The following is a 21,596-nucleotide window of genomic DNA, read 5'->3' as shown; positions in this document are numbered from 1 at the left end:
GGTGTCCGGCCATTCAGGCGGCTGCCAGTTCCGGCTTGCCGGCGGGGCCGGGCGCCTGCGTACCCAGGGCGTCTGCCAGCGCATGCAGGGCCGCGCTCGCCATGGCCGGGTGCCAGGCCAGCAGGGTGCGCACGCGGCCGGCGGCGCCGAGGCCGTGCTGGCTGATCGCGGGCAGGTCGCGGTACAGGCCCAGCACCGAGCGCGGCACGATCGCGGCGCCGATGCCGGCCGCCGCGCAGGCGACGATGGCATGGTAGGAGCCCAGTTCCAGCACACGCGGCGGCGGCGCGGTGTCGCCGCCGGCATACCAGGCCTCGACCCGCGCGCGGTAGTTGCAGCCGGGCTCGAACGCCAGCAGCGTCGGCACTTCCAGGTCGGAGGAGGCGTGGATCGGGCGATGACCCGCCCGCGCGATCACCACCAGCTCTTCCTCGAAGGCCGGAATGGCTTCCAGTCCCGGCTCGGATAGCGGCTCGGCGACAAAGGCGCAATCGACCTCGAAGCGCGCCAGTGCATCGAGCGCTTGCCGGGTCGGCAGCGTCACCAGCTCCAGTTGCACCTCGGGCCACGCCTGGTGGTACGCGGCCAGCACATTGGGCAACCGGCTGGCGGCGGTGCTCTCCATCGAGGCGATGCGCAGGCGGCCGCTCGGACGTGCCGGCTGCACCGCCTGGCGCGCTTCCTCGGTCAGCTGCAGGATGCGGCAGGCGTAGTCGAACAGGGTCTGTCCCGCCGGCGTCAGCACCATGCGCCGGCCGTCACGCACGAACAATTCGACACCGAGCGACTGCTCCAGCTGGCGGATGCGCGTGGTGACATTGGATTGCACGCGGTGCAGCCGCTCTGCCGCGCGGGTGATGCCGCCGGCTTCGACGACGGCACGGAAGATCTCAAGTGCGGCCAGGTCCATGGCTATGGGCTCCGGAACGTGATCCGAGGACATCCATCTCTATCAGGGATGCATTGCATCTTTATAATTCATTTTTAGGGATGGTTTGCCCAGCGTAGCATACAGGGATTGCCATGCAACCGCTGCCTCTACAGCCAGAGCCAATGTCCAAGCTCCACAGCCTTGACCCCGACCAGGCCGCCGCCGGCGCTGCCAGCCCGATGCAAGCCGAGCAGCCCGGCATTCGTCATGCCGGCCCGGTGGCGGTGGCGGTGGCCGGCCTGGTGTCGCTGGCGGTGGTGATGGGAATCGGCCGCTTCGCCTTTACGCCTTTGCTGCCGATGATGCTGCACGACGGCATCGTCGACCTGCACCAGGGCGGCTGGCTGGCGACGGTCAACTACATCGGCTACTTTCTTGGCGCCGCGCTGTGCATGGTTATCCGCCCCGACGCCCTGCGCATGGTGCGCTGGGGGCTGGTGGCGACAGTGCTGCTGACGCTGGGCATGGCGCTGCCGGGCGGCATGCCGGCGTGGTCGCTGTGGCGCTTCGCCGCCGGCGTGGCCAGCGCGGTGGTGCTGGTCTATACCGCCGGCTGGTGCCTGCAACGGCTGGCTGAACTGGGCAAGCCGGAACTGGGCGGGCTGATCTTCTGCGGGCCGGGGCTGGGCATCGTCGCCACGGGCCTCGGCGCCTCCGGCATGGTTGGCGCGGGCTGGCATGCCGACCATGGCTGGCTGGCCTTCACGGTGCTGGCCGCGGTGCTGGTGGCCCTGGTGTGGCGCATTTTCGTGGCCACGCCGGTCGCCGCTGGCGCCGGCCAGGCACCGGCTGGCGCCGCGGCGCCAGCCGGTGCCGCCGCGCGGCTCGACGCCCAGACCTGGGCCCTGACGCTGGCCTACGGCCTGGCCGGCTTCGGCTACATCATCACCGCCACGTTCCTGCCGGTGATTGCGCGCGAGGCGCTGCCGGGCACGGTCTGGGCCGACCTGTTCTGGCCGATCTTCGGCGCCGGCGTGGCGCTCGGCGCCTTGCTGGCGACGCGGGTGAGCATGGCCCATGACAGCCGCAAGCTGCTGACGCTCTCCTACGGCATGCAGGCGCTGGGGGTGGCGATCGCGGTGCTGTGGCCGACGGTGGCGGGCTTTGCGCTCAGCAGCCTGCTGGCCGGCCTGCCATTCACCGCGCTGGTGGCCTTCGCCATGCGCGAGGCCCGGCGCCTGTGGGGCCCGCACGCGCCGCGACTGATGGGGCTGATGACCGCGTCGTACGGCCTCGGCCAGATCGCCGGCCCGCCGCTGGCGACCGCGCTCGTGGCGCGTACCGGCGGCTTCGCCAGTTCGCTGGCGTGCGCGGCGGCGGCGCTGCTGGCGGGCGCGCTGGTGTTCGCATGGATGCGCCGCGCCTGGCCGCTGGCGCCCGCGCGGAGCGGATCGTGAAGGTGCGCTACAGTATCGCCTTTGCCGCCTGACGCGCCACGCATCGCGGCTGCCGCGCGTGCGCCGCAGCCCCGTGGCGCAGCACAGAAGGCCGGGGCCGACCCCGGCACGCGAGACCGGGCGGCGCAGGAGCGAGCCCCATGTCTTTTGCCTTGCAGCCCGCGCGTGCCGCGGGCGCCTCCCCGCAGCCTGTCTCCGCCGCAGAGCAGTGCGTGCGCGTCGACCTTGCCGCCGCCTACCGGCTGGCCGCACGCGCGGGCTGGGATGACCTGATCTACACCCATATCTCGGCCACCGTGCCCGGTGAGCCCGACCATTTCCTGATCAACCCGTTCGGCTTTGCCTTCGACGAGATCCGCGCCGGCGACCTGGTCAAGATCAACAGCCGCGGCGAGGTGGTCGGCGAAACGGTGCACCCGGTCAACGTCACCGGCTTCGCGCTGCACGCCGCCGTGCACGCGGCCCGGCCCGACGCGATGTGCGTGATGCACCTGCATAACACCGCCGGCATCGCGGTGTCGGCGCAGGCCGCCGGCCTGCTGCCGCTGTCGCAGCATGCGATGCGCTTTTACGGCCGCATGGCCTATCACGACTACGAGGGCCTGGCCTTCACGCCTGCCGAGGGCGAACGCCTGACCGCATCGCTCGGCGAGCATCCGGCCATGCTGTTGCGCAACCACGGCACGCTGACCGTGGGCCGCACCGTGGCCGAGGCCTACGTGCTGATGGCGACGCTGATCAAGGCCTGCGAGATCCAGATCGCCGCGCAGGCGGGCGGCGCCCTGGTGCAGCCGGATGAGGCGGTCGCGCACAAGACATCCGGCCAGCTGTTCGACAACGGCGCCATCGAGGGCGTGATGGAGTGGCCCGCGCTGCTGCGCAAACTCGATAGAATCGATCCTTCCTACCGGGACTGATCTTCACGTCCCCAGCGAATTTCCAGAACACCAATCATCACAAGGAGCATTGCATGCCGACTTTCCACGTCGAAATGTTTGAAGGCCGTACCATCGAGCAGAAGCGCAAGTTCGTCGAGGAAGTGACCCGCGTCACCTGCGAGACGCTGGGCTGCTCGGCCTCGGCCGTCGACATCATCATCACCGACGTCAAGCGCGAGAACTGGGCCACCGGCGGCGAGCTTTGGGCCGACAAGAAGTAAGGCACTGAACGGCCTGAACACCATGCAGCACTTCGCCTCCGACAATTACGCCGGCTTCTGCCCGGAATCGCTCAAGTACTTCCTGGAAGCCAACGCCAGCGGCCACGAGCAGGCCTATGGCGACGACAGTTGGACGCAGAAGGTCTGCGACCGCATCCGCGACCTGTTCCAGACCGATTGCGAAGTCTTCTTCGTGTTCAACGGCACGGCGGCCAACTCGCTGGCGCTGTCGGCGCTGTGCCAGTCGTACCACTCGGTGATCTGCCACGAGCTGGCGCATATCGAGACCGACGAGTGCGGCGGCCCGGAGTTCTTCTCCAACGGCTCCAAGCTGCTGACCGCGCCCGGCGAGAACGGCAAGCTCACGCCCGATGCGATCGAGGCGCTGGTGACGCGCCGCTCGGATATCCACTACCCCAAGCCCAAGGTGGTGTCGCTGACGCAGTCGACCGAAGTCGGCACGGTGTACAGCGTGGACGAGGTGCGCGCGATCGCGGCCATCGCCAAGCGCCGGCAGCTGCGCGTGCATATGGACGGCGCGCGCTTTGCCAATGCGGTGGCGTCGCTGGGCGTGCATCCGTCCGAGATCACCTGGCGCGCCGGCGTCGACGTGCTGTGCTTCGGCGGCACCAAGAACGGCCTGCCGGTGGGCGAGGCGGTGGTGTTCTTCGACCGCCGCCTAGCCGAGGATTTTGCCTACCGCGTCAAGCAGGCCGGGCAGCTGGCGTCGAAGATGCGGTTTATCTCGGCGCCGTGGCTGGGCCTGCTCGAGAACGATGTGTGGCTCGCCAACGCGCGCCATGCCAACGCGATGGCGCAACTGCTGCAGCAGCGCATTGCCGACATCCCCGGCGTGCGCATCATGTTCCCGACGCAGTCCAACGCCGTCTTCGCCGAGCTGCCGCTACCGGCGATCGAGGCACTGCGCGCGCAGGGCTGGCGCTTCTATACCTTCATCGGCGCCGGCGGCTGCCGCTTCATGTGTGCGTGGGACCTGCAGCCGCAGACGGTGGAGGCGCTCGCCGCCGACATGCGCGCGGCGTGCGCGGCTTGAACGGGTGCCCGAACAGGTGCCTGAACGCGGCAGCGCGATCATACTGATAACGAGACCCCTAGAGGAGCCCCAGATGCAATACCGATTCTGCCCGCAATGCGGCGCGCCGCTCGAGGTGCTGCCGTTGTCCGGGCGCGAACGCCACGCCTGCGTGCAGCATGAATGCGGCTTCGTGCACTGGAACAACCCGCTGCCGGTGCTGGCCGCGGTGGTGGAGTACCAGGACAAGCTGCTGCTGGCGCGCAACGCGGCCTGGCCGCAGCAGATGTTTGCGCTGGTGACGGGGTTCCTGGAGCGCGACGAGCCGCCCGAGCTGGGCGTGGCACGCGAGCTGAAGGAAGAGACCAACCTCGACACCGAGTCGGTCTCGCTGATCGGCGTCTACGAGTTCATGCGCAAGAACGAGCTGATCATCGCCTATCACGTCAAGGCGAGCGGCACCGTCGAGTTGTCCGAGGAGCTGGCCGAATACAAGCTGGTGGCGCCCGAGGACGTGCGCGTGTGGTCGGCAGGCACCGGCTTCGCCGTGGCCGACTGGCTGGCCGCGCGCGGCTATCCGGTGCGCTTCTTCGACCGGCAGAGCGGCGAGGACATCTCCGACCCGCGCCGCCCGCATGACTTCAGCCAGGTCGGGGCTTCGCTACAATACCGCTGGTGATAGCCACCCGAATAGCCCCTGAAACAGAAGGAAGAGACGAATGGAGTTCCAGAAAGAAGTGGATGCGCGCGGCCTGAATTGCCCGCTGCCGATCCTGCGCACCAAGAAGGCGCTGGCCGATATGGCCAGCGGCGAAGTGCTGAAAGTGCTGGCGACCGATCCCGGTGCGACGCGCGATTTCCAGGCCTTTGCCAAGCAGACCGGCAACGAGCTGCTGTCGCATTCGGAAGTCGACAAGGTGTTCGTGTTCTACATGCGCCGGCGGTAAATTTGCGTCGACCTCCGATAAGCCTTCATGTCATTCCCGCGCAGGCGGGAACGACGGTAAAGAAAAAGCCGCTCGAAAGCGGCTTTTTTTCTCTAGGGCGAGGCGAACGCTCAGCTGTTCGGCCGCGTCAGGTGCTCGCGCGACTCCAGGTAGGCGCTGAATTCGGCGCCCACTTCCGGGTGCTTCAGCGCAAACTCCACGGTCGCCTTCAGGTAGCCCAGCTTGCTGCCGCAGTCATAGCGGCGGCCCTGGTAGCGGTACGCCAGTACCTGCTCCTGGCCCAGCAGCGACTGGATCGCGTCGGTCAGCTGGAACTCGCCGCCGGCGCCGGGCTTCAGTTCGCGCAGGTGGTCGAAGATGCGCGGCGTCAGGATATAGCGGCCGACCACGCCCAGGTTCGACGGTGCGTCTTCCGGCGCCGGCTTCTCGACGATGCCCGACACCTTGATCACGCCCTCGTCCCACTCGCGGCCATCGATCACGCCGTAGGAACGGCTCTGTTCCGGCGAGATTTCCTCGACGCCCAGCACCGAGCAGTTGTAGTGGTTGTAGGTATCCACCATCTGCTTCATCACCGGCGGGTTGCCGTCGATCAGGTCGTCGGCCAGCATGATGGCGAACGGGGTGTCGCCGACCAGCTTGGCGGCGCACAGCACCGCGTGGCCCAGGCCCAGTGCCTCGGGCTGGCGCACGTAGTAGCACTCCACGTTGGCGGGCTTGATCGAGCGCACCACGTCCAGCAGCGCCTGCTTGTTCTTGGCTTCCAGCTCGACTTCCAGTTCGAAGGCCTTGTCGAAATGGTCCTCGATGGCGCGCTTGGAGCGGCCGGTGACGAAGATCATCTCGGTAATGCCGGCGGCCATGGCTTCTTCCACGGCGTACTGGATCAGCGGCTTGTCCACCACCGGCAGCATTTCCTTCGGGCTGGCCTTGGTGGCTGGCAGAAAGCGGGTGCCCAGGCCCGCGACCGGGAAGACGGCCTTGGTGACGCGATTTTCCATATCAGGTGTACCTCTCAGATGCTGGTTCATAACCCTGCCAGCCATGGCCGGCGCCGTCTGTCCGGTTCCGTCCGACGAGGCCGGACAGGAACCAGACTGGCAGGGGCGTCATCGGCTGCCGGTCAGGCCGGCAGCCGTTGCAGCTGGCCCTGCAGCTTGGCCAGCGTTTGCTCGAAATCGGCGAGGCGCTGTGTCTCCTGCGCCACCACCGCGGGCGGCGCCTTGGCGACAAAGCTTTCGTTGGAGAGCTTGCCGCGGCACTTGCCGATCTCGCCGCCGAGGCGTTCGATCTCCTTGGACAGCCGCACGCGCTCGGCGGCGACGTCGATCTCGATCTTCAGCAGCAGGTGGTTGCCGCCGGCGATGGCCACCGGGGCACCGGCGCCTTCGGCTTGCAGGGTGCTCTCGTCTTCGAAGACGCGCACCTCGGAAAGTTTCGCAAGCGCCTGGATATGTGCGCTGGCCGCCTTCAGGAATTCGCTGTCGCCTTCGGCATAGAGCGGGATGCGCTGCGCCGGGGAGATGTTCATCTCGCCACGCAGGTTGCGGCACGCATCGACCACTTCCTTCAGGCGCGCGACCCATTGCTCGGCGTCTTCATCGATCTTGGCGATGGCCGCCAGCGGGTAGGGCTGCTGCGAGATGGTCTCGCTGCCGTCGCCCCTGGCGCGGCCCGCCAGCGGGGCCACCTTCTGCCACAGCTCTTCGGTGATGAACGGGATGATCGGGTGCGCCAGTCGCAGCACGGTTTCCAGGACGCGCAGCAGCGTGCGGCGGGTGGCGCGCTGCTGGGCTTCGGTGCCGTTCTGGATCTGCACCTTGGCCAGCTCCAGGTACCAGTCGCAGTACTCGTCCCAGACAAACTTGTAGATCGCGTTGGCGATATTGTCGAAGCGGTACTCGGCAAAGCCCTTCTCGACGTCGGCCTCCACGCGCTGCAGCAGCGACACGATCCAGCGGTCGGCCTGCGAGAAGTGCAGGTAGCCGTCCGGGCCGCAGTCGTGGTTGCACGGGCCCATGCCGCAGTCATGGCCCTCGGTGTTCATCAGCACGAAGCGGGTCGCATTCCACAGCTTGTTGCAGAAGTTGCGGTAGCCCTCGCAGCGGCCGGTGTCGAAGTTGATGTTGCGGCCCAGCGTGGCCAGCGAGGCGAAGGTGAAGCGCAGCGCATCGGCGCCGAAGGCGGGAATGCCCTCCGGGAATTCCTTCTTCGTCTTCTTCTCGATCTTGGGCGCGTCCTTGGGGCGGCGCAGGCCGGTGGTGCGCTTCGTCAGCAGCGTGTCGAGGTCGATGCCGTCGATCAGGTCCACCGGGTCGAGCGTGTTGCCCTCGGACTTGCTCATCTTCTTGCCTTCCGAATCGCGCACCAGCCCGTGTACGTAGACGGTATGGAAGGGCACCTTGCCGGTGAAGTGCTTGGTCATCATGACCATGCGCGCCACCCAGAAGAAGATGATGTCGTAGCCGGTGACCAGCACCGACGACGGCAGGAAGTGCTTCAGCTCCGGGGTTTCCTCGGGCCAGCCCAGCGAGGAGAAGGGCACCAGCGCCGACGAGAACCAGGTGTCGAGCACGTCTTCCTCGCGGCGCAGCGCGCCGGTGCTGCCCGCGGCCTTTGCCTTGGCGAGCGCCTCCTCTTCGGTGCGGCCGACGAAGCAGTTGCCGGCATCGTCGTACCACGCCGGGATCTGGTGGCCCCACCACAGCTGGCGCGAGATGCACCAGTCCTGGATATTGCCCAGCCACTGGTTGTAGGTGCTGATCCAGTTCTCCGGCACCAGCTTGATCTCGCCGCTCTGCACGGCTTCCAGCGCCACCTCGGCGATCGAGCGGCCGGGTTGGAAGGTGCCTGCCGGCGCCGGCTTGCTCATGGCGACGAACCACTGGTCGGTCAGCATCGGCTCGATCGCGCTGCCGGTGCGTTCGCTGCGCGGGGTCATCAGCTTGTGCTTCCTGACCTCGGCCAGCAGGCCCTGCTTGTCCAGGTCGTCGACGATGGCCTTGCGCGCGTCGAAGCGGTCCAGGCCGGCGTACGCGGCCGGCGCATCGGCGACGATCTTCGCGTCCAGCGTCAGGATCGACAGTTGCGGCAGGTTGTGGCGCTGACCCACGGCGTAGTCGTTGAAGTCGTGGCCCGGGGTCACCTTGACCACGCCGGTGCCGAACTCGCGGTCGACGTATTCGTCGGCGATCACCGGGATCTGGCGGCCGGTCAGCGGCAGGTGCACCGACTTGCCGATCAGGTGCGCATAGCGCTCGTCTTCGGGGTGGACCATCACGGCCACGTCGCCCAGCATGGTTTCCGGGCGCGTGGTGGCCACGGTCAGGTGGGTCAGGCCGCCCTTGGCGTCAGCCTCGACCAGCGGATAGCGGATATGCCACAGCGAGCCTTCTTCCTCGACGCTGTCGACTTCCAGGTCCGACACGGCGGTGCCCAGCACCGGGTCCCAGTTGACCAGGCGCTTGCCGCGGTAGATCAGGCCCTGTTCGTACAGGCGCACGAACACTTCGGTCACCGCCTTCGACATCTCCGGCGACATGGTGAAGTACTCGCGGCTCCAGTCGATCGACGCGCCCATGCGCCGCACCTGGCGGGTGATGGTCGAGCCCGATTCTTCCTTCCAGGCCCACACCTTCTCGGTGAATTTCTCGCGGCCGAGATCATGGCGCGACACGCCCTGGCCCTCGAGCTGGCGCTCCACCACGATCTGGGTGGCGATGCCGGCGTGGTCGGTGCCCGGCACCCACAGCGTATTGGCGCCCAGCATGCGCGCATGGCGCGCCAGGCCGTCCATGATGGTCTGGTTGAAGGCATGGCCCATGTGCAGCGTGCCGGTCACATTCGGCGGCGGCAGCTGGATCGCGAAGTCCGGGCGGTCAGGGTCGAAGGTCGGCTTGGCGATGCCGCGGCTCTCCCACTCGGGGCCCCATTTCGCCTCGATGGCGGCGGGTTCGAAGCTCTTGGCAAGCGATTGGTCTTGGGCGGTCATGCTGGGATGTCGAGGTTGGCGTCTGGATGCGTCGCAGGGCTGGAGCGGGGTGCGGCAGCCTGCGCCTGGCGGCCTTGCGCCAGTGAAACCTCAAATTATACGGGGGCGGGCCGGTCGCTGCCTATTTTGAAGACAGTGGCCCCGGCCCGGAAAGGCTGGCCAGGGCCTGCGCACGTCCGCATGCAGGGCAGTTTTCGTCCCTCGGATGTGACGGATCGGACAGGGCCCATCGGTATAATTGGCGCCATTCCACAAGGCCCCTCCGATGTCCGACCTGCTCGCCAACCTCAATGCCGAACAACTTGCCGCCGTCACCCTGCCCGACGAGCCGGCGCTGATCCTGGCGGGCGCGGGCAGCGGCAAGACCCGCGTGCTGACCACGCGCATCGCCTGGCTGCTGCAGAACGGCCGGGTCTCGCCGGCGGGCATCCTGGCGGTGACCTTCACCAACAAGGCCTCGAAGGAAATGCAGACGCGGCTGCAGTCGATGCTGCCGATCAACACCCGCGGCATGTGGATCGGCACCTTCCACGGCCTGTGCAACCGCATGCTGCGCGCGCATTTCCGCGACGCCGGGCTGCCGCAGACCTTTGCCATCCTGGACAGCCAGGACCAGCTTTCGGCGCTCAAGCGGCTGCTCAAGTCGCTCAACGTCGACGACGAGAAGTACCCGGCCAAGAACCTGCAGTACTTCATCAACAACGCCAAGGAGCAGGGGCTGCGCCCGGCCGACGTCGAGGCCAACGACGACTTCAACAAGCGCTTCGTCGATCTCTACGCCGCTTACGACCTGCAATGCCAGCGCGAGGGCGTGGTCGACTTCGCCGAGCTGCTGCTGCGCTGCTACGAGCTGCTGCGCTACAACGACGCCATCCGCCAGCACTACCAGCACCGCTTCCGCCATGTGCTGGTCGACGAGTTCCAGGACACCAACGTGCTGCAGTACCAGTGGCTCAAGCTGCTGGCCGGCCATGGCACGCAGAATCCGGCGGCGGTGTTCGCCGTGGGCGACGACGACCAGAGCATCTACGCCTTCCGCGGCGCCAACGTCGGCAACATGCGCGACTTCGAGCATGAGTTCCGCGTGCGCCGGCTGATCAAGCTGGAGCAGAACTACCGCTCGCACGGGCATATCCTGGATTCGGCCAACCACCTGATCTCGCACAACGCGCGCCGCCTGGGCAAGAACCTGCGCACCGACGCCGGCCACGGCGAGCCGGTGCGCGTGTACCAGGCCGGCTCCGACGGCCAGGAAGCGGGCTGGATCATCGAGGAAATCCGCGACCAGATCGCACAGGGCGCCAGCCGCGCCGAGATCGCCATCCTGTACCGCAGCAACGCGCAGTCGCGCGTGATCGAGCACGCGTTGTTCTCCGCCGGCATCCCGTACCGCGTTTATGGCGGCCTGCGCTTCTTCGAGCGCGCCGAAATCAAGCACGCGCTGGCGTATATGCAGCTGCTGGAGAACCCGCGCAACGATGCCGCCTTCGGCCGCGTGGTCAACTTCCCGGCGCGCGGCATCGGCGCGCGCTCGCTGGAGGTACTGCAGGACATGGCGCGCCAGTATGACTGCGCGCTGTCCGAGGCCGTGGCCTACGTGCCCGGCGCGGCCGGCAGCAAGCTTGCCGCGTTCACGCGCCTGATCGACAAAATGCGCGACGACACCCGCCGCATGACGCTGGCCGAGACCGTCGAGTACATGATCAACACCAGCGGCCTGATCACCCACTACCAGGGCGAGAAGGAGGGCCAGGACCGCATCGAGAACTTGCAGGAACTGGTGACCGCCGCGCAGGCCTTCGTGGTGGAAGAGGGCTACGGGCTGGATGCGCTCGCCGCGGTGATCCCCGCGGATCGCGCCCCCGCCACGCCGGTGCTGGCCGACGGCGACCAGTCCCAGCAGGTGCTCGACCCCGAGGCGCTGCCGGTGGTGATGACGCCGCTGGTTGCGTTCCTGACGCATGCCTCGCTGGAGGCCGGCGACAACCAGGCCCAGGCCGGCCAGGACGCGGTGCAGATGATGACCGTGCACGCGGCCAAGGGGCTGGAGTTCGACGTGGTCTTCATCACCGGGCTGGAAGAAGGGCTGTTCCCGCACGAGAACAGCATGATGGATCCCGACGGGCTGGAAGAAGAACGCCGCCTGATGTACGTGGCGATCACGCGCGCGCGCAAGCGCCTGTTCCTGTCGTTCGCGCAGAGCCGCGTGCTGCACGGCCAGACCAAGTACCACGTGCGTTCGCGCTTCTTCGAGGAACTGCCCGAGGAAGCGCTCAAGTGGCTGACGCCCGCGGTGCAGAGCTATGGCGGCGTACGCCGCCAGGAACGCGACAACGCCTGGGGCCGCGACTGGTTCCGCAAGCCGGAAGATGTTCCCTACACCGGCACGCGCCCGACCGGCGGCATGGACAAGGGCAACGGCTATGCCGACGCCAAGCGCGAGGCGGGCACCGGCTTGCGCGTGGGCCAGTCGGTGTTCCACAACAAGTTCGGCGAAGGCGTGATCACCGCGCTGGAGGGCGAAGGCAACGACGCCCGCGCCAACATCAAGTTCAAGCGCCACGGCGCCAAGTGGCTGGCGCTGTCGGTGGCGAAGCTGGATGCGATCGACTGAGTGGCCGACGGAGGGAGGTTTGGAAGTTTCCCGGGCAAATTTAGGATGCCTCTGATAACGCTTTAGCGCACCATCTGACACTCTCGTTTGCGTCGGAGGATTTACATCCGTCCGTCACTGCCGGCCCCTTGATAGGGGCCGATTCCTTGTGTCGAAACGGGAGAGCTTGCATGGCTGATATGCGCTTTGCGCTGAAGAATGGCGACCACACCAGTACAGGCGGAGCGCTCATAGCTACTGGCCGCAGTGTGTTCCACCATGACACGACCATTGGTGTCGAAGGGGACTATGCGACCTGCCCGGCATGCAAGGTGGGCGGTACGGTCAAGAACGACTGTTATCCCGCCTTCGACATAGATGGAAAACAAGTGCTGGTGAGCGGTGCGCGCGTCTATTGCAGATGCCAAACGCGCCCCGTCGTAATTCACTCGCAAATGGACTTTACCATTGAGGTTAATCGCAAAGGCGCAGGCGCTCAGCCTGCCGCGAATGGTTCTGATTGCTCTTATGGCTATGGCGATTACGACGAGCAATTCATTCTCAAGGACCACGATACAGGCGAAATCCTTGCGGCGATGCCGTACACCGTTGAATTCAAAGACGGAACCATGGTGCGCGGCATCACCGATGAGCAAGGAAGAACGCGTCGCTACTACACCGTCGAGCCCGAGCCCCTCATCGTCCATCTTGGTCACTTTGAGGGATAAAGCATGCCTCAAAGACCGACAGGAACAAGTAATAGCAACAGCGGAAGTGTTCAGGATTCATTTCACAAGCTGCTTTACACGAAATCAATTGACCAGGGCGGATGGCTTGCGATTCGTGTTGATGACAGGATTGTCACGGTCCCGGAATTCGTGAGGGTATCCGGGGTTGGGGAGAAGGACGGCCGCTATTATTTTACGGTCCTTGAAGGGCGCTACAAAGGAAAGCGCGCGAGCCTCAAGGGTGAATACAAAGAAAGATGCTTGATTTCCGCGCGGCGCGGCGCCGGCGCGAAATTGGTTGCAAAAATACAGGGTAGAAAATTGCTCCGCTCCGACAAGAGGGGTGATTCAAGTAACCAACTACTTGCGGTGCTTTATTTTGATGGCAAAAAGGCAACGATTACTCTGGATTCGGATGTCGACTTCATGGAGTTTGACCCGCAAACACGACGTGAAATAGGGATCAAACATTCAAAACCACTACCAAAGGGGACTTACAAGATTCGCGCCCCGGAGGCGGCCGGAAACGCCGGTGCAACAGCATTCTACGGCGTTAATTACCACACGGTGTGGTTCCTCGTGGAGTATGCTCCCACCAATTACAGCAATTTTGTGCATGTTGGCCATTTGTCGGAGGGCTGTGTGACGGTGTACCAGCTGGAGATGTGGGAAAGCCTGTACAAATATTTGATTTCCAATCGACTCGATGCTGAGGGCAAGTATGTTGGGGTCATCGCGATTGAATAGGGCTTTGGGCCTGTTTCTATTAGGGGCAGGGTGCGCCACGGCTCAAAACTTACCCGGGACAGTCATCGATACGGATAGAACCCGCGCTGATGTGCAGGGGCTGTATGAAGTGAGGGAAGAGGCGCGTGCCTTTGTAAGGAAATGGAATGCCGAGCACGGTAGCAATTACGTGGTCGTTGATCCGAATGCAAAGACGTTAGTGCCTCGCTGTGCCGTTCCATTGAGATCGGCATGGTTAGACAAACACCGAGGGCGTGCCGGTGAACATGTGAATGTCATATGCGATAGGTCGGTACACGGGAGTATAAGGAAATGGGATATACCGGTGCCCGTGTATAAGGGCACCGTTCCTTGAGTTCTGCCCGCCTGGTTCAACCGCCACATACCGACGCCAAACGCGAGGCGGGCACCGGCTTCTGTGTGGGCCAGTCGGTGTTCCACAACAAGTTTGGCGAAGGCGTGATCACCGCGCTGGAGGGCGATGGCAGCGACGCCGGCCGGGCCAGCGCCACTCGCCGGCTCAGGACAGCGCGTGCCGCACCTCGCCGGCCTTGGGTTCGGGGCTGTCCACGGTCAGCAAGGGATTGATGAACAGCGACGCCACCGCACCGACGCCCAGCAACGCCCCCGAGATCATGAACGGCAGGTCATAGCTGCCGGTCCGCTCGATCAGGTAGCCGAACACCACCGGCGACACCATGCCGGCCAGGCCGAAGCCGGTGTTCATCATGCCGCCCGCGGTGCCGGCGTACTTGCCGGCGATGTCCAGCGGCAGGCTCCACAGCACGGCATTGGTCAGCTCCAGGAAGAAGAACGACAGGGACAGCAGGATCACCGCGTTGACGGCATCGGCGGTAAAGGTCATCGGCGCGATGAACATCAGCGAGCCGGCCAGCCCGACGAACAGGATCGCGCCGCGCGCCAGCCGCAGGTTGCCGGTGCGCCGGTAGATGCGGTCCGACAGCACGCCGCCGAGGGTATCGCCGACCACGCCGGCCATCAGCGGCAGCGCGGTGAACAGCGCCAGCTGCTTCAGGTCGAAACCGCGCGCTTCCTTCAGGTACGACGGCAGCCAGGTCAGGTAGACCCACAGCGACCAGCCGTAGCAGAAGTCGACGAAGGTCACCAGCCACATGCGGCGGAACAGCCGGCGCCACGGCGTAGGCGCCTTGGCTGCCTGCTGCGAATCGCCGCGCCGGTAGCCGATTTCCTGCAGTTCTTCCGGGGTGACGCGCTTGTGCTTGTCGGGCGTGTCCTTGAACGTCAGCGCGTACAGCACGGTCCAGCCCAGGCTCACCGCACCCAGCACGACGAAGGCCTCGCGCCATCCCGCCGCGGCGACGATGGCCAGCACGATCGGCGGCGTGATCGCGCCGCCCAGCCGCGCGAAGCTGTGCGTGATGCCCTGCGCGAAGCCGCGTTCGGCCACCGGCATCCAGTAGGTGAAGGCGCGCGTGGCGGTCGGGAACGCGCCGCCTTCGCCGATGCCCAGCACGAAGCGCAGCACCACCAGCATCATCACGCTGCCGGCAAAGCCGGTCAGCACCGTGGCCACGCCCCAGATCAGCGACAGCACGATCAGCACCTTCTTGGGCCCGAACTTGTCGGACATCCAGCCGCCCAGGATCTGCATGGCGGCATAGGGATAGGCAAAGGCCGAGAACACCAGCCCGAGCTGCGAGGACGTGAGCCCCATCTCCTCACGGATCAGCGGGGCGGCGACCGAGATGTTGACGCGGTCGATATAGGCGATGAAATACATCAGGCACATGACGCCGAGGATCATGTGACGGGTCTTGATGCGTTGCTGCATAACCACCTCCTATGCGCGGCGGGCGCGCGTGGCATGAGCGGGGCGGCGGCCGGCGCATGATCCATCGCCATGCGCTTGCGGTTCGCCGAGGCGCGCCAGTGGTAAGTGCTGGCTGCGCTGCCCCGTCCTTGAGCAATCAGCTTTATGTCTCTGTTCGTGTCTCCGGATGTCGTGGTGGCGGGTGAGCGGGCTCCTTGGCGAGGGGTGGGAAAGGACGATGCGTCAGGTCAGGCAGGGTCCAGCAGCTTCAGCCGCTGCACCTTGCCGGAGGGCCCGCGCGGCAATTCCGCGATGAAGCGGAATTCCTTGGGCGTCTTGTAGCGGCCCAGTTCGCGCAGGCAGTGCGCGCGCAGCGCCGCGTCGTCACAGGCCACGGCTTCGCGCCTGACGACGAAGGCGACGATCTCCTGCCCGTAGGCCGGGTCGGGCACGCCCACCGCGGCCGCTTCCAGCACGCCCGGATGGCGCAGCAGCGCTTCGTCGATCTCGCGCGGGGCGATGTTCTCGCCGCCCTTGATGATCAGTTCCTTGGCGCGGCCGGTGATGTAGAAATAGCCCTGCGCATCGCGGTAGCCGAGGTCGCCGGTGCGCAGCCAGCCGTCGGGCGTGAAGGCCGCGCGCGTGACCTCGGGTGCCTTGTAGTAGCCCGCCATCACGCTCTCGCCTTGCAGCACGATCTCGCCGATCTCGCCGTCGGGCAGCGGCTGCCCGTCGCGCCCCAGCACGCGAGCCTGCGTGCCGGAGGGCCGGCCGATGCTGCCGATGCGCCGCTGCTGCGGATCGAGCGGATTGCTGAAGGCCGGCGCCGCGGTCTCGGTCATGCCCATGGTCTCGATCACGCCGATGCCGAAGCGCTGCTCGAACGCGCGGTGGTGCTCGGGCGGCAGCGCGGCGGAAGCGGAGCGGCAGAAGCGCACGCCGGCCGGCGCGCGGCCGGCGGGATCGTTGAGCAGGTAGGCGATGATGGTCGGCACCACGTTGAGCCAGGTGCAGCCATGGCGGGCGATGTCGTGCCAGAACGCGCTGGCCGAGAAGCGCATCGGCATCACCACCGAGCCGCCATGCACCAGCGGCGCGATCGCGGTCACCACCAGCCCGTTGATGTGGTACAGCGGCAGCGTGGCCAGCACGCGATCGCCCGCGCCGAGCGCATGCTCGCGGCTGACGCTGGCGCCGTTGGCGGCGAGGTTGCGGTGGGTCAGCAGCACGCCCTTGGGCGTGCCGGTAGTGCCGGAGGTGTACATCAGCAGCGCCGGATCGTGTGGCTGCGGCGGCGGAAGGGGAGCGGCGCCGGGCTGCAGCGCCGGCAGCGCGGGCAAGGCGCTGTCGTCCGGCGCGGTGACCACCACCGGCACCTCCACGCCGGCTTCGGCCATCGCCGTGCGGATCGTGGCTTCGCCTTCGGGCGAGGTGAAAACGATCCGCGTGTCGGAGTGCCCGAGGATGTAGCGCAGTTGCGCCGGCTGGCACAGCAGGTTGAGCGGATTGGCCACCAGCCCGCACGCCATGGTGCCGAGCAGCAGCCGCGCGGTCTGCTCGCCGTTGGGCAGGTACACCGACACCGTCTGGCCGCTGGCGAGGCCAGCCTCGGCGTAGCGGCGGCCGAGCGCATCGGCGTCGGCGGCCAGTGCGCCGAAGCTGAGCGCGCGGCCGCTGTCGGGAGACAGCAGGTAGGGTTTGTCGGGGACTTGCGCGGCACGGGCGGCCAGCAGCGTGGCCACGGTGTCGAGCACTTCGGGTCGGATGCGCGCGTTCATTGGCCGACCCTCGCGAAATAGTCGCCCAGCAGCTCGCGCTCGTCGGGCACGTGCTCGGCAATGGGTTCGGCGATGCGGGTGATGTTGAGGTATTGCCGCCAGCCGAGGTTGTCGGAGAAGTTGTTGCCGCCCCAGGTGCCGCAGCCCATCGACAGCGAGAACGGCAGGCCGTTGTCGAAATTGCCGCCGGTGGCGAAGCAGTGCGCCTGGTTGACGATCACGCGCGCCACCGGAAGTTCCTGCCCGAGTTGCAGCGCCTGCCCGGAATCGGCCGTATGCAGCCCGACCGAGTGGCCCGCGCCCATGTAGTCGTAGAGGCTCGCCACGCGCGCCACGGCGGCGTCGAAATCGGCGGCGCGATAGAGCGTCAGCACCGGCGAAAGCTTCTCGCCGGAGAAGGGATAGTCGCTGCCGACGCCGGTCTCCGGTACCAGCAGCATGGTCGGCTGCAGCGCGCGCACGCGTGCCAGGCCCGCCAGTTCGGCAATGCGCGGCGCGCTCTGGCCGGTCATGTCGCCGGCGAGCTTGCCGTGCCGCCACATCAGCGCCTGCAGCCGCGCCTTTTCCTCGGCGGTCAGCAGCACGCCGCCGACGGCGGCAAGCGCTTCCAGCATGGGCTGGTAGACCGCGTCGAGGATCACCAGGCTGTTCTCCGACGAGCAGCTGGTGGCGTTGTCGAAGGTCTTGGAGCGGACGATCCTTGCCGCCGCATCGCCCGGCGCCGCGCCGGCGTCGACGATGGCCGCCACGTTGCCAGCGCCGACGCCGAACGCCGGCGTGCCGCAGGTGTAGGCCATGCGCACGTTTGCCTGCGAGCCGGTGGCCACCACCAGGTCGGCCTGGCGCATCAACTCGGCGGTGGAGGCTTTCGACACCGGCGCGGGCAGCATCTGCACCAGGTCGGCGGGCAGGCCGGCACGCGCGAATTCGGCGTGGATGAACGACAGCAGCAGCGCGCACGTGCCCTGTCCCTTGGGCGAGGGCGCCACCACCACGCTGTTGCCGCACTTGAGCGCGTTGATGATCTTGTTGGCAGGCGTCGCCCCGGGGTTGGTCGACGGCGTGATCGCGGCGACCACGCCGACCGGCCGCGCGATCTCGGTGATGCCGGTGGCCGCGTCACGCGCGATCACGCCGACGGTCTTGCGTCCGTGCAGGTCGCGCAGCAGGCCCAGTGTCTTGCGATGGTTCTTGCGGATCTTGTCGTCGACGTTGCCAAGGCCGGTGTCGGCCACGGCCCGCTCGGCCAGCTGGCGGTTGCGCGCGGGCTCCATGATGGCCCACGCGACGGCGGCCGCGGCGGTGTCGACGGTGGCCTGGCCGGCCCGCGCGAACGCGCGCTGCGCCTGCCGGGCGCGCGCCACGATCGCATCGACCGCGTGGTCTGCCGGATATTCCTGCACGGGCACATCGGTGGAATGGGACTGCTGGCGCTGCAGTAGTTGCACACTCATGGATCGGCTCCGGGGTTGGATCGGGTGGGTCCGCCGTGGCGGCCCCGGATCGAATCTAGTGAACCCGGACAGGCATGCCGTCCCAATTTGTGCGCTTTCGCGAGCACAGCTGCGGGCTGCAACCGGTAACGCAGTTTTCGGGACGCCATGGCGTCCCGGAATCCGCTAAATTGCACCCATGAGCAATCACTCGAACGCCGCCGCGGTGCGCGCCTTCCGCATCCTGGAGATCCTGTCCGCCGCCGACGGGCCCATGCCGCTGTGCGCCATCGTTGAGGAGATCGGACTGCCCAAGCAGACCGTGCACCGCATCCTCAAGCAGCTGGAAAGCACCTGGCTGGTATCGCGCACGGCGGGCAGCCCTGGCTACGAATGTTCGTCACGCGTGCGCCAGCTTGCGGTCAACGTGCTGATGCAGGCGGGGCCGGCCGCGGCGCGCCACGCGATCCTGCAGCAGCTGGTCGACAAGGTCGGCGAGACCTGCAACCTGACCATGCTGTCGGGCGACGACGTGGTTTATCTGGACCGGGTGGAAACGCAATGGCCGCTGCGCATGCACCTGCAGCCGGGCTCGCGCGTGCCGCTGCATTGCACCGCCAGCGGCAAGCTGCTGCTGGCGTTCCTGCCATGCGCGCAGCGCGAGCGTCTGGTGGCAAACCTGCCGCTGCGGGCGCATTCGGCCCGTACCATCACCGACGCTGCCGCACTGCATGCGGAACTGGCAGAGACGCGGCGGCGGCGCCTGGGCATCAACAACCAGGAAAACCTTGAGGGGATGATCGCGGTGGCGGTGCCGGTGATGCGCAACCGCAGCCGCGCGTGCGCGGCGATCGCGGTGCAGGCGCCGCTGGCGCGGATGACGATGGACCGGCTGATGGGATTCGTGCCCGACCTGCGCATGGCGGCGGACGCGATGGTGAAGACGTTTGGGGAGTAGGGGGTTTGCGCCCTCTCCCGCTTGCTGTATGGACCGGGGACAAAGGTAACAGGTGTGCCAGGACATGGGTAACACTTTTCCCGCTTAGTCAGCGGGAGGACAACGTTGCCCTGGAGCCAAATCACCGTGAAGCAGCAAAGAGAAGAGTTCGTCCGCCTGGCACGCCAGGCGGACGCCAATATTGCGGAGCTTTGCCGCCGCTTCTGCATCAGTCGCAAGACCGGTTACAAGTGGTTGAACCGAGAAGATCTGGACGACCGAACTCGGCGGCCACATAGCTCTCCCGGCCGAACTCCAGCGGCAGTCGAAGAGAGCGTGCTAGCGATACGAGCCGAACATTCGGCTTGGGGCGCCCGCAAGATCGCACGCGTGCTGGAACGTGACCACTGCGTCCAAATCGCTCCCAGCACAGTCAATTGGGTGCTGCGCCGCCATGGCTTGATCGATCCGGCCGCCAGTGCGGCCGCTACAGCATGGCAGCGCTTCGAGCACGACCGGCCCAATGCACTATGGCAAATTGACTTTAAAGGCCACTTCGCCACCGACACGCAGCGGTGCCATCCGCTCACAGTCTTGGACGATCACTCCCGCTTCAATGTGCTGCTCAGGGCCTTGGGCAACGAACAGTTTGAATCCGTACAGGAAGCGTTAGAGAACGCGTTCGCGCGCTACGGGCTGCCCGAGCGGATCAATGCAGACAATGGCCCACCTTGGGGTTCTCCGGTGCCCCGGGCACTTACCACGTTGGGCGCTTGGCTGATTCGCCTGGGCGTGCGGCTCAGTCATAGCCGACCTCGCCATCCTCAGACCAACGGTAAGGACGAGCGCTTCCATCGAACCATGCAGGCAGAGCTGCTGGCCAACCAGCGCTTCCGGGATCTGGATGATGCGCAGCATCACTTCAGCCATTGGCGCCACGTGTACAACTTCAAGCGCCCACACCACGCGCTGGATATGGAGACACCCGCAAGCCGCTATGCGCCTAGTCCACGGGCGATGCCGCACGAACTCCCGCCCATCGAGTACGGCAGCGATGACATCGTGCGAAAGGTAGGCGACGGTGGGCGCATCTGCTTCCGAGGAAAGACGTTCCGGGTCGGACGAGCCTTGATCGGAACGCCCGTAGCGTTGCGCCCTCGCGTGGATCTGGACGGCACCTTTGACGTCTACTTCTGCCATCAAAAGGTGGCCACAATAGACCTACAGCAGGCCGACTAAACTGATGACTGGACTGTTACCCATGTCCCGGCACATGTGTTACCCATGTCCCCGGTCTATACAGCTTGCGGGAGAGGGGCAGGGGCCTTAGACCGCCGGCGCCGTCGGCTCCACGCCCGGCGGCGTCACGTTGAAGCAACCGCGGTACGTCGCATAGAACGAGCAATACAAGATCGCCAGCATCAGCAGCGAATACGGCGTCACCAGGAACGACAGCACCGTCTCCGCCCCGAACGCGCTGAACACCGCTTCCAGGAAAAACGGGATCGCCACGAGCAGCATCGCGAACAGCACGATGTAGGTAAAGAACGCGCCACGGTTGCGCCAGCACGCGGTCCAGCTGAAGAACAGCGCCTTGACCGGCGGCACGCCGTGCCAGGCCGCCAGCAGCGGCGCGAACCAGAACATCATCGCGATCGGCGTGTACAGCAGCGCGCCGATCATCATCGCGTAGTACAGCTGCCGCACCGCTTCGGCCGAGGGCGCTTCTTCCTTCAGCACGATCGGCACCAGCGCGCTCATGTCGACCACCGAGCCGGCGATCAGCCCCAGCACGAACACCAGCCCGGCGTAGATGCCCCCCAGCACCAGCAGGCTGCGCGTCGCTTCCTTGCCGTTGGCGCGAAAGCCCGCCAGCAGCACCGTGGGCAGCACGCGCTTGTTCTGGATCACGTCGCGGCACGCGGTCATCACGCCGACCGAAAGGCCCGGCGTGACCACCAGCAGCGCGATGATGCCGATCAGCGGCACCACGATGGCCAGCTGCGCGGCGATCAGGTAGATGAACAGCAGCATCAGGAAAGTCAGCGGATTCTTGCGGAACAGCCAGATACCCTGGCGGAACCAGACGTAGCCTTCCTTGGCAGGAACTTCCAGTAGTTGCATGACGGA

At 66.3% G+C, this 21,596-nt stretch carries 18 protein-coding genes; 11 read left to right on the top strand and 7 right to left on the bottom strand.

The window, feature by feature from the left end:
* Positions 1-13: 13 nt before the first annotated feature.
* Complete coding sequence (locus JTE92_RS25270; RefSeq protein WP_063240435.1) at positions 14-910, bottom strand: LysR family transcriptional regulator; 897 nt, start codon at positions 908-910, stop codon at positions 14-16.
* Positions 911-1,053: 143 nt separating this feature from the next.
* Here JTE92_RS25270 and JTE92_RS25265 point away from each other — a divergent pair, with 143 nt between their 5' ends.
* From JTE92_RS25265 to JTE92_RS25240, 6 genes are all read left to right on the top strand, one after another.
* Positions 1,054-2,328 (top strand): YbfB/YjiJ family MFS transporter, encoded by a 1,275-nt coding sequence (locus JTE92_RS25265; RefSeq protein WP_084254709.1) that lies wholly within the window; start codon positions 1,054-1,056, stop codon positions 2,326-2,328.
* Positions 2,329-2,468: 140 nt separating this feature from the next.
* Entirely contained in the window at positions 2,469-3,245 is a 777-nt protein-coding gene (locus tag JTE92_RS25260) for a class II aldolase/adducin family protein (RefSeq protein ID WP_063240434.1), read from the top strand.
* Positions 3,246-3,298: 53 nt separating this feature from the next.
* Complete coding sequence (locus JTE92_RS25255; RefSeq protein ID WP_063240433.1) at positions 3,299-3,487, top strand: 4-oxalocrotonate tautomerase; 189 nt, start codon at positions 3,299-3,301, stop codon at positions 3,485-3,487.
* A 22-nt stretch (positions 3,488-3,509) separates the two neighbouring features.
* A complete protein-coding gene (locus tag JTE92_RS25250; RefSeq protein WP_063240432.1) occupies positions 3,510-4,541 on the top strand; it encodes a threonine aldolase family protein in 1,032 nt (343 codons plus the stop codon).
* A 73-nt stretch (positions 4,542-4,614) separates the two neighbouring features.
* Entirely contained in the window at positions 4,615-5,199 is a 585-nt protein-coding gene (locus tag JTE92_RS25245; RefSeq protein ID WP_063240431.1) for an NUDIX domain-containing protein, read from the top strand.
* A gap of 40 nt (positions 5,200-5,239) precedes the next feature.
* Positions 5,240-5,467 carry a sulfurtransferase TusA family protein gene (locus JTE92_RS25240; RefSeq protein ID WP_029045528.1) on the top strand — a complete coding sequence of 76 codons (228 nt, stop codon included), beginning with the start codon at positions 5,240-5,242 and terminating at the stop codon, positions 5,465-5,467.
* Between the two features lie 110 nt (positions 5,468-5,577).
* Here the strand turns inward: JTE92_RS25240 and galU are convergent, their stop codons facing one another.
* Entirely contained in the window at positions 5,578-6,468 is an 891-nt protein-coding gene (gene galU / locus JTE92_RS25235) for a UTP--glucose-1-phosphate uridylyltransferase GalU (protein WP_063240430.1), read from the bottom strand.
* Positions 6,469-6,590: 122 nt separating this feature from the next.
* On the bottom strand, positions 6,591-9,458 hold the full coding sequence (locus JTE92_RS25230) for a valine--tRNA ligase (protein WP_063240429.1): 2,868 nt from the start codon (positions 9,456-9,458) through the stop codon (positions 6,591-6,593).
* A 265-nt stretch (positions 9,459-9,723) separates the two neighbouring features.
* On the opposite strand from JTE92_RS25230, the gene JTE92_RS25225 reads away from it, so the two are divergent.
* The 3 genes from JTE92_RS25225 to JTE92_RS25215 all read left to right on the top strand — a co-directional run bounded on the left by JTE92_RS25225 (position 9,724) and on the right by JTE92_RS25215 (position 13,526).
* On the top strand, positions 9,724-12,072 hold the full coding sequence (locus JTE92_RS25225; protein WP_063240428.1) for a UvrD-helicase domain-containing protein: 2,349 nt from the start codon (positions 9,724-9,726) through the stop codon (positions 12,070-12,072).
* Between the two features lie 170 nt (positions 12,073-12,242).
* The gene (locus tag JTE92_RS25220) at positions 12,243-12,779 is read left to right on the top strand and encodes a PAAR domain-containing protein (RefSeq protein WP_063240427.1); all 537 of its coding nucleotides are present in this window, start codon (positions 12,243-12,245) and stop codon (positions 12,777-12,779) included.
* Between the two features lie 3 nt (positions 12,780-12,782).
* Positions 12,783-13,526 (top strand): hypothetical protein, encoded by a 744-nt coding sequence (locus tag JTE92_RS25215; protein WP_147318575.1) that lies wholly within the window; start codon positions 12,783-12,785, stop codon positions 13,524-13,526.
* A 520-nt stretch (positions 13,527-14,046) separates the two neighbouring features.
* Here the strand turns inward: JTE92_RS25215 and JTE92_RS25210 are convergent.
* The 3 genes from JTE92_RS25210 to sauS form a co-directional block, all read right to left on the bottom strand.
* Positions 14,047-15,339 (bottom strand): MFS transporter, encoded by a 1,293-nt coding sequence (locus JTE92_RS25210; RefSeq protein WP_063240426.1) that lies wholly within the window; start codon positions 15,337-15,339, stop codon positions 14,047-14,049.
* A 227-nt stretch (positions 15,340-15,566) separates the two neighbouring features.
* Positions 15,567-17,096: an acyl--CoA ligase gene (locus JTE92_RS25205; protein ID WP_063240425.1), complete on the bottom strand. Its 1,530-nt coding sequence runs from the start codon at positions 17,094-17,096 to the stop codon at positions 15,567-15,569.
* Entirely contained in the window at positions 17,093-18,550 is a 1,458-nt protein-coding gene (sauS, locus tag JTE92_RS25200; RefSeq protein WP_063240424.1) for an acylating sulfoacetaldehyde dehydrogenase, read from the bottom strand. Before sauS ends, JTE92_RS25205 begins: the two co-directional genes overlap by 4 nt.
* A gap of 178 nt (positions 18,551-18,728) precedes the next feature.
* Here sauS and JTE92_RS25195 point away from each other — a divergent pair, with 178 nt between their 5' ends.
* On the top strand, positions 18,729-19,487 hold the full coding sequence (locus JTE92_RS25195; protein ID WP_063240423.1) for an IclR family transcriptional regulator: 759 nt from the start codon (positions 18,729-18,731) through the stop codon (positions 19,485-19,487).
* 105 nt (positions 19,488-19,592) lie between these two features.
* Positions 19,593-20,705 (top strand): IS481 family transposase, encoded by a 1,113-nt coding sequence (locus tag JTE92_RS25190; protein WP_116386808.1) that lies wholly within the window; start codon positions 19,593-19,595, stop codon positions 20,703-20,705.
* Positions 20,706-20,792: 87 nt separating this feature from the next.
* On the opposite strand, the gene JTE92_RS25185 is transcribed toward JTE92_RS25190, so the two are convergent.
* Positions 20,793-21,590, bottom strand: coding sequence for a BPSS1780 family membrane protein (locus JTE92_RS25185; protein ID WP_063241743.1), 798 nt, complete (start codon positions 21,588-21,590; stop codon positions 20,793-20,795).
* Between the last annotated feature and the right edge of the window lie 6 nt (positions 21,591-21,596).

The sequence above is a fragment of the Cupriavidus oxalaticus genome (assembly GCF_016894385.1).
Classification (GTDB): domain Bacteria; phylum Pseudomonadota; class Gammaproteobacteria; order Burkholderiales; family Burkholderiaceae; genus Cupriavidus; species Cupriavidus oxalaticus.
The sequence above is the reverse complement of the archived record's forward strand: the minus strand, read 5'-3'. Positions and strand labels throughout refer to the sequence as shown.

Bases quoted from the DNA above. Each gene is read 5' to 3' on its own strand.
- JTE92_RS25245 (WP_063240431.1), top strand. From the start codon at position 4,615: ATGCAATACCGATTCTGCCCGCAATGCGGCGCGCCGCTCGAGGTGCTG.
- JTE92_RS25195 (WP_063240423.1), top strand. From the start codon at position 18,729: ATGAGCAATCACTCGAACGCCGCCGCGGTGCGCGCCTTCCGCATCCTG.
- JTE92_RS25205 (WP_063240425.1), bottom strand. From the start codon at position 17,096: ATGAACGCGCGCATCCGACCCGAAGTGCTCGACACCGTGGCCACGCTG.
- galU (WP_063240430.1), bottom strand. From the start codon at position 6,468: ATGGAAAATCGCGTCACCAAGGCCGTCTTCCCGGTCGCGGGCCTGGGC.
- sauS (WP_063240424.1), bottom strand. From the start codon at position 18,550: ATGAGTGTGCAACTACTGCAGCGCCAGCAGTCCCATTCCACCGATGTG.
- JTE92_RS25270 (WP_063240435.1), bottom strand. From the start codon at position 910: ATGGACCTGGCCGCACTTGAGATCTTCCGTGCCGTCGTCGAAGCCGGC.
- JTE92_RS25210 (WP_063240426.1), bottom strand. From the start codon at position 15,339: ATGCAGCAACGCATCAAGACCCGTCACATGATCCTCGGCGTCATGTGC.
- JTE92_RS25255 (WP_063240433.1), top strand. From the start codon at position 3,299: ATGCCGACTTTCCACGTCGAAATGTTTGAAGGCCGTACCATCGAGCAG.
- JTE92_RS25185 (WP_063241743.1), bottom strand. From the start codon at position 21,590: ATGCAACTACTGGAAGTTCCTGCCAAGGAAGGCTACGTCTGGTTCCGC.
- JTE92_RS25240 (WP_029045528.1), top strand. From the start codon at position 5,240: ATGGAGTTCCAGAAAGAAGTGGATGCGCGCGGCCTGAATTGCCCGCTG.
- JTE92_RS25215 (WP_147318575.1), top strand. From the start codon at position 12,783: ATGCCTCAAAGACCGACAGGAACAAGTAATAGCAACAGCGGAAGTGTT.
- JTE92_RS25230 (WP_063240429.1), bottom strand. From the start codon at position 9,458: ATGACCGCCCAAGACCAATCGCTTGCCAAGAGCTTCGAACCCGCCGCC.
- JTE92_RS25250 (WP_063240432.1), top strand. From the start codon at position 3,510: ATGCAGCACTTCGCCTCCGACAATTACGCCGGCTTCTGCCCGGAATCG.
- JTE92_RS25220 (WP_063240427.1), top strand. From the start codon at position 12,243: ATGGCTGATATGCGCTTTGCGCTGAAGAATGGCGACCACACCAGTACA.
- JTE92_RS25260 (WP_063240434.1), top strand. From the start codon at position 2,469: ATGTCTTTTGCCTTGCAGCCCGCGCGTGCCGCGGGCGCCTCCCCGCAG.
- JTE92_RS25265 (WP_084254709.1), top strand. From the start codon at position 1,054: ATGTCCAAGCTCCACAGCCTTGACCCCGACCAGGCCGCCGCCGGCGCT.
- JTE92_RS25225 (WP_063240428.1), top strand. From the start codon at position 9,724: ATGTCCGACCTGCTCGCCAACCTCAATGCCGAACAACTTGCCGCCGTC.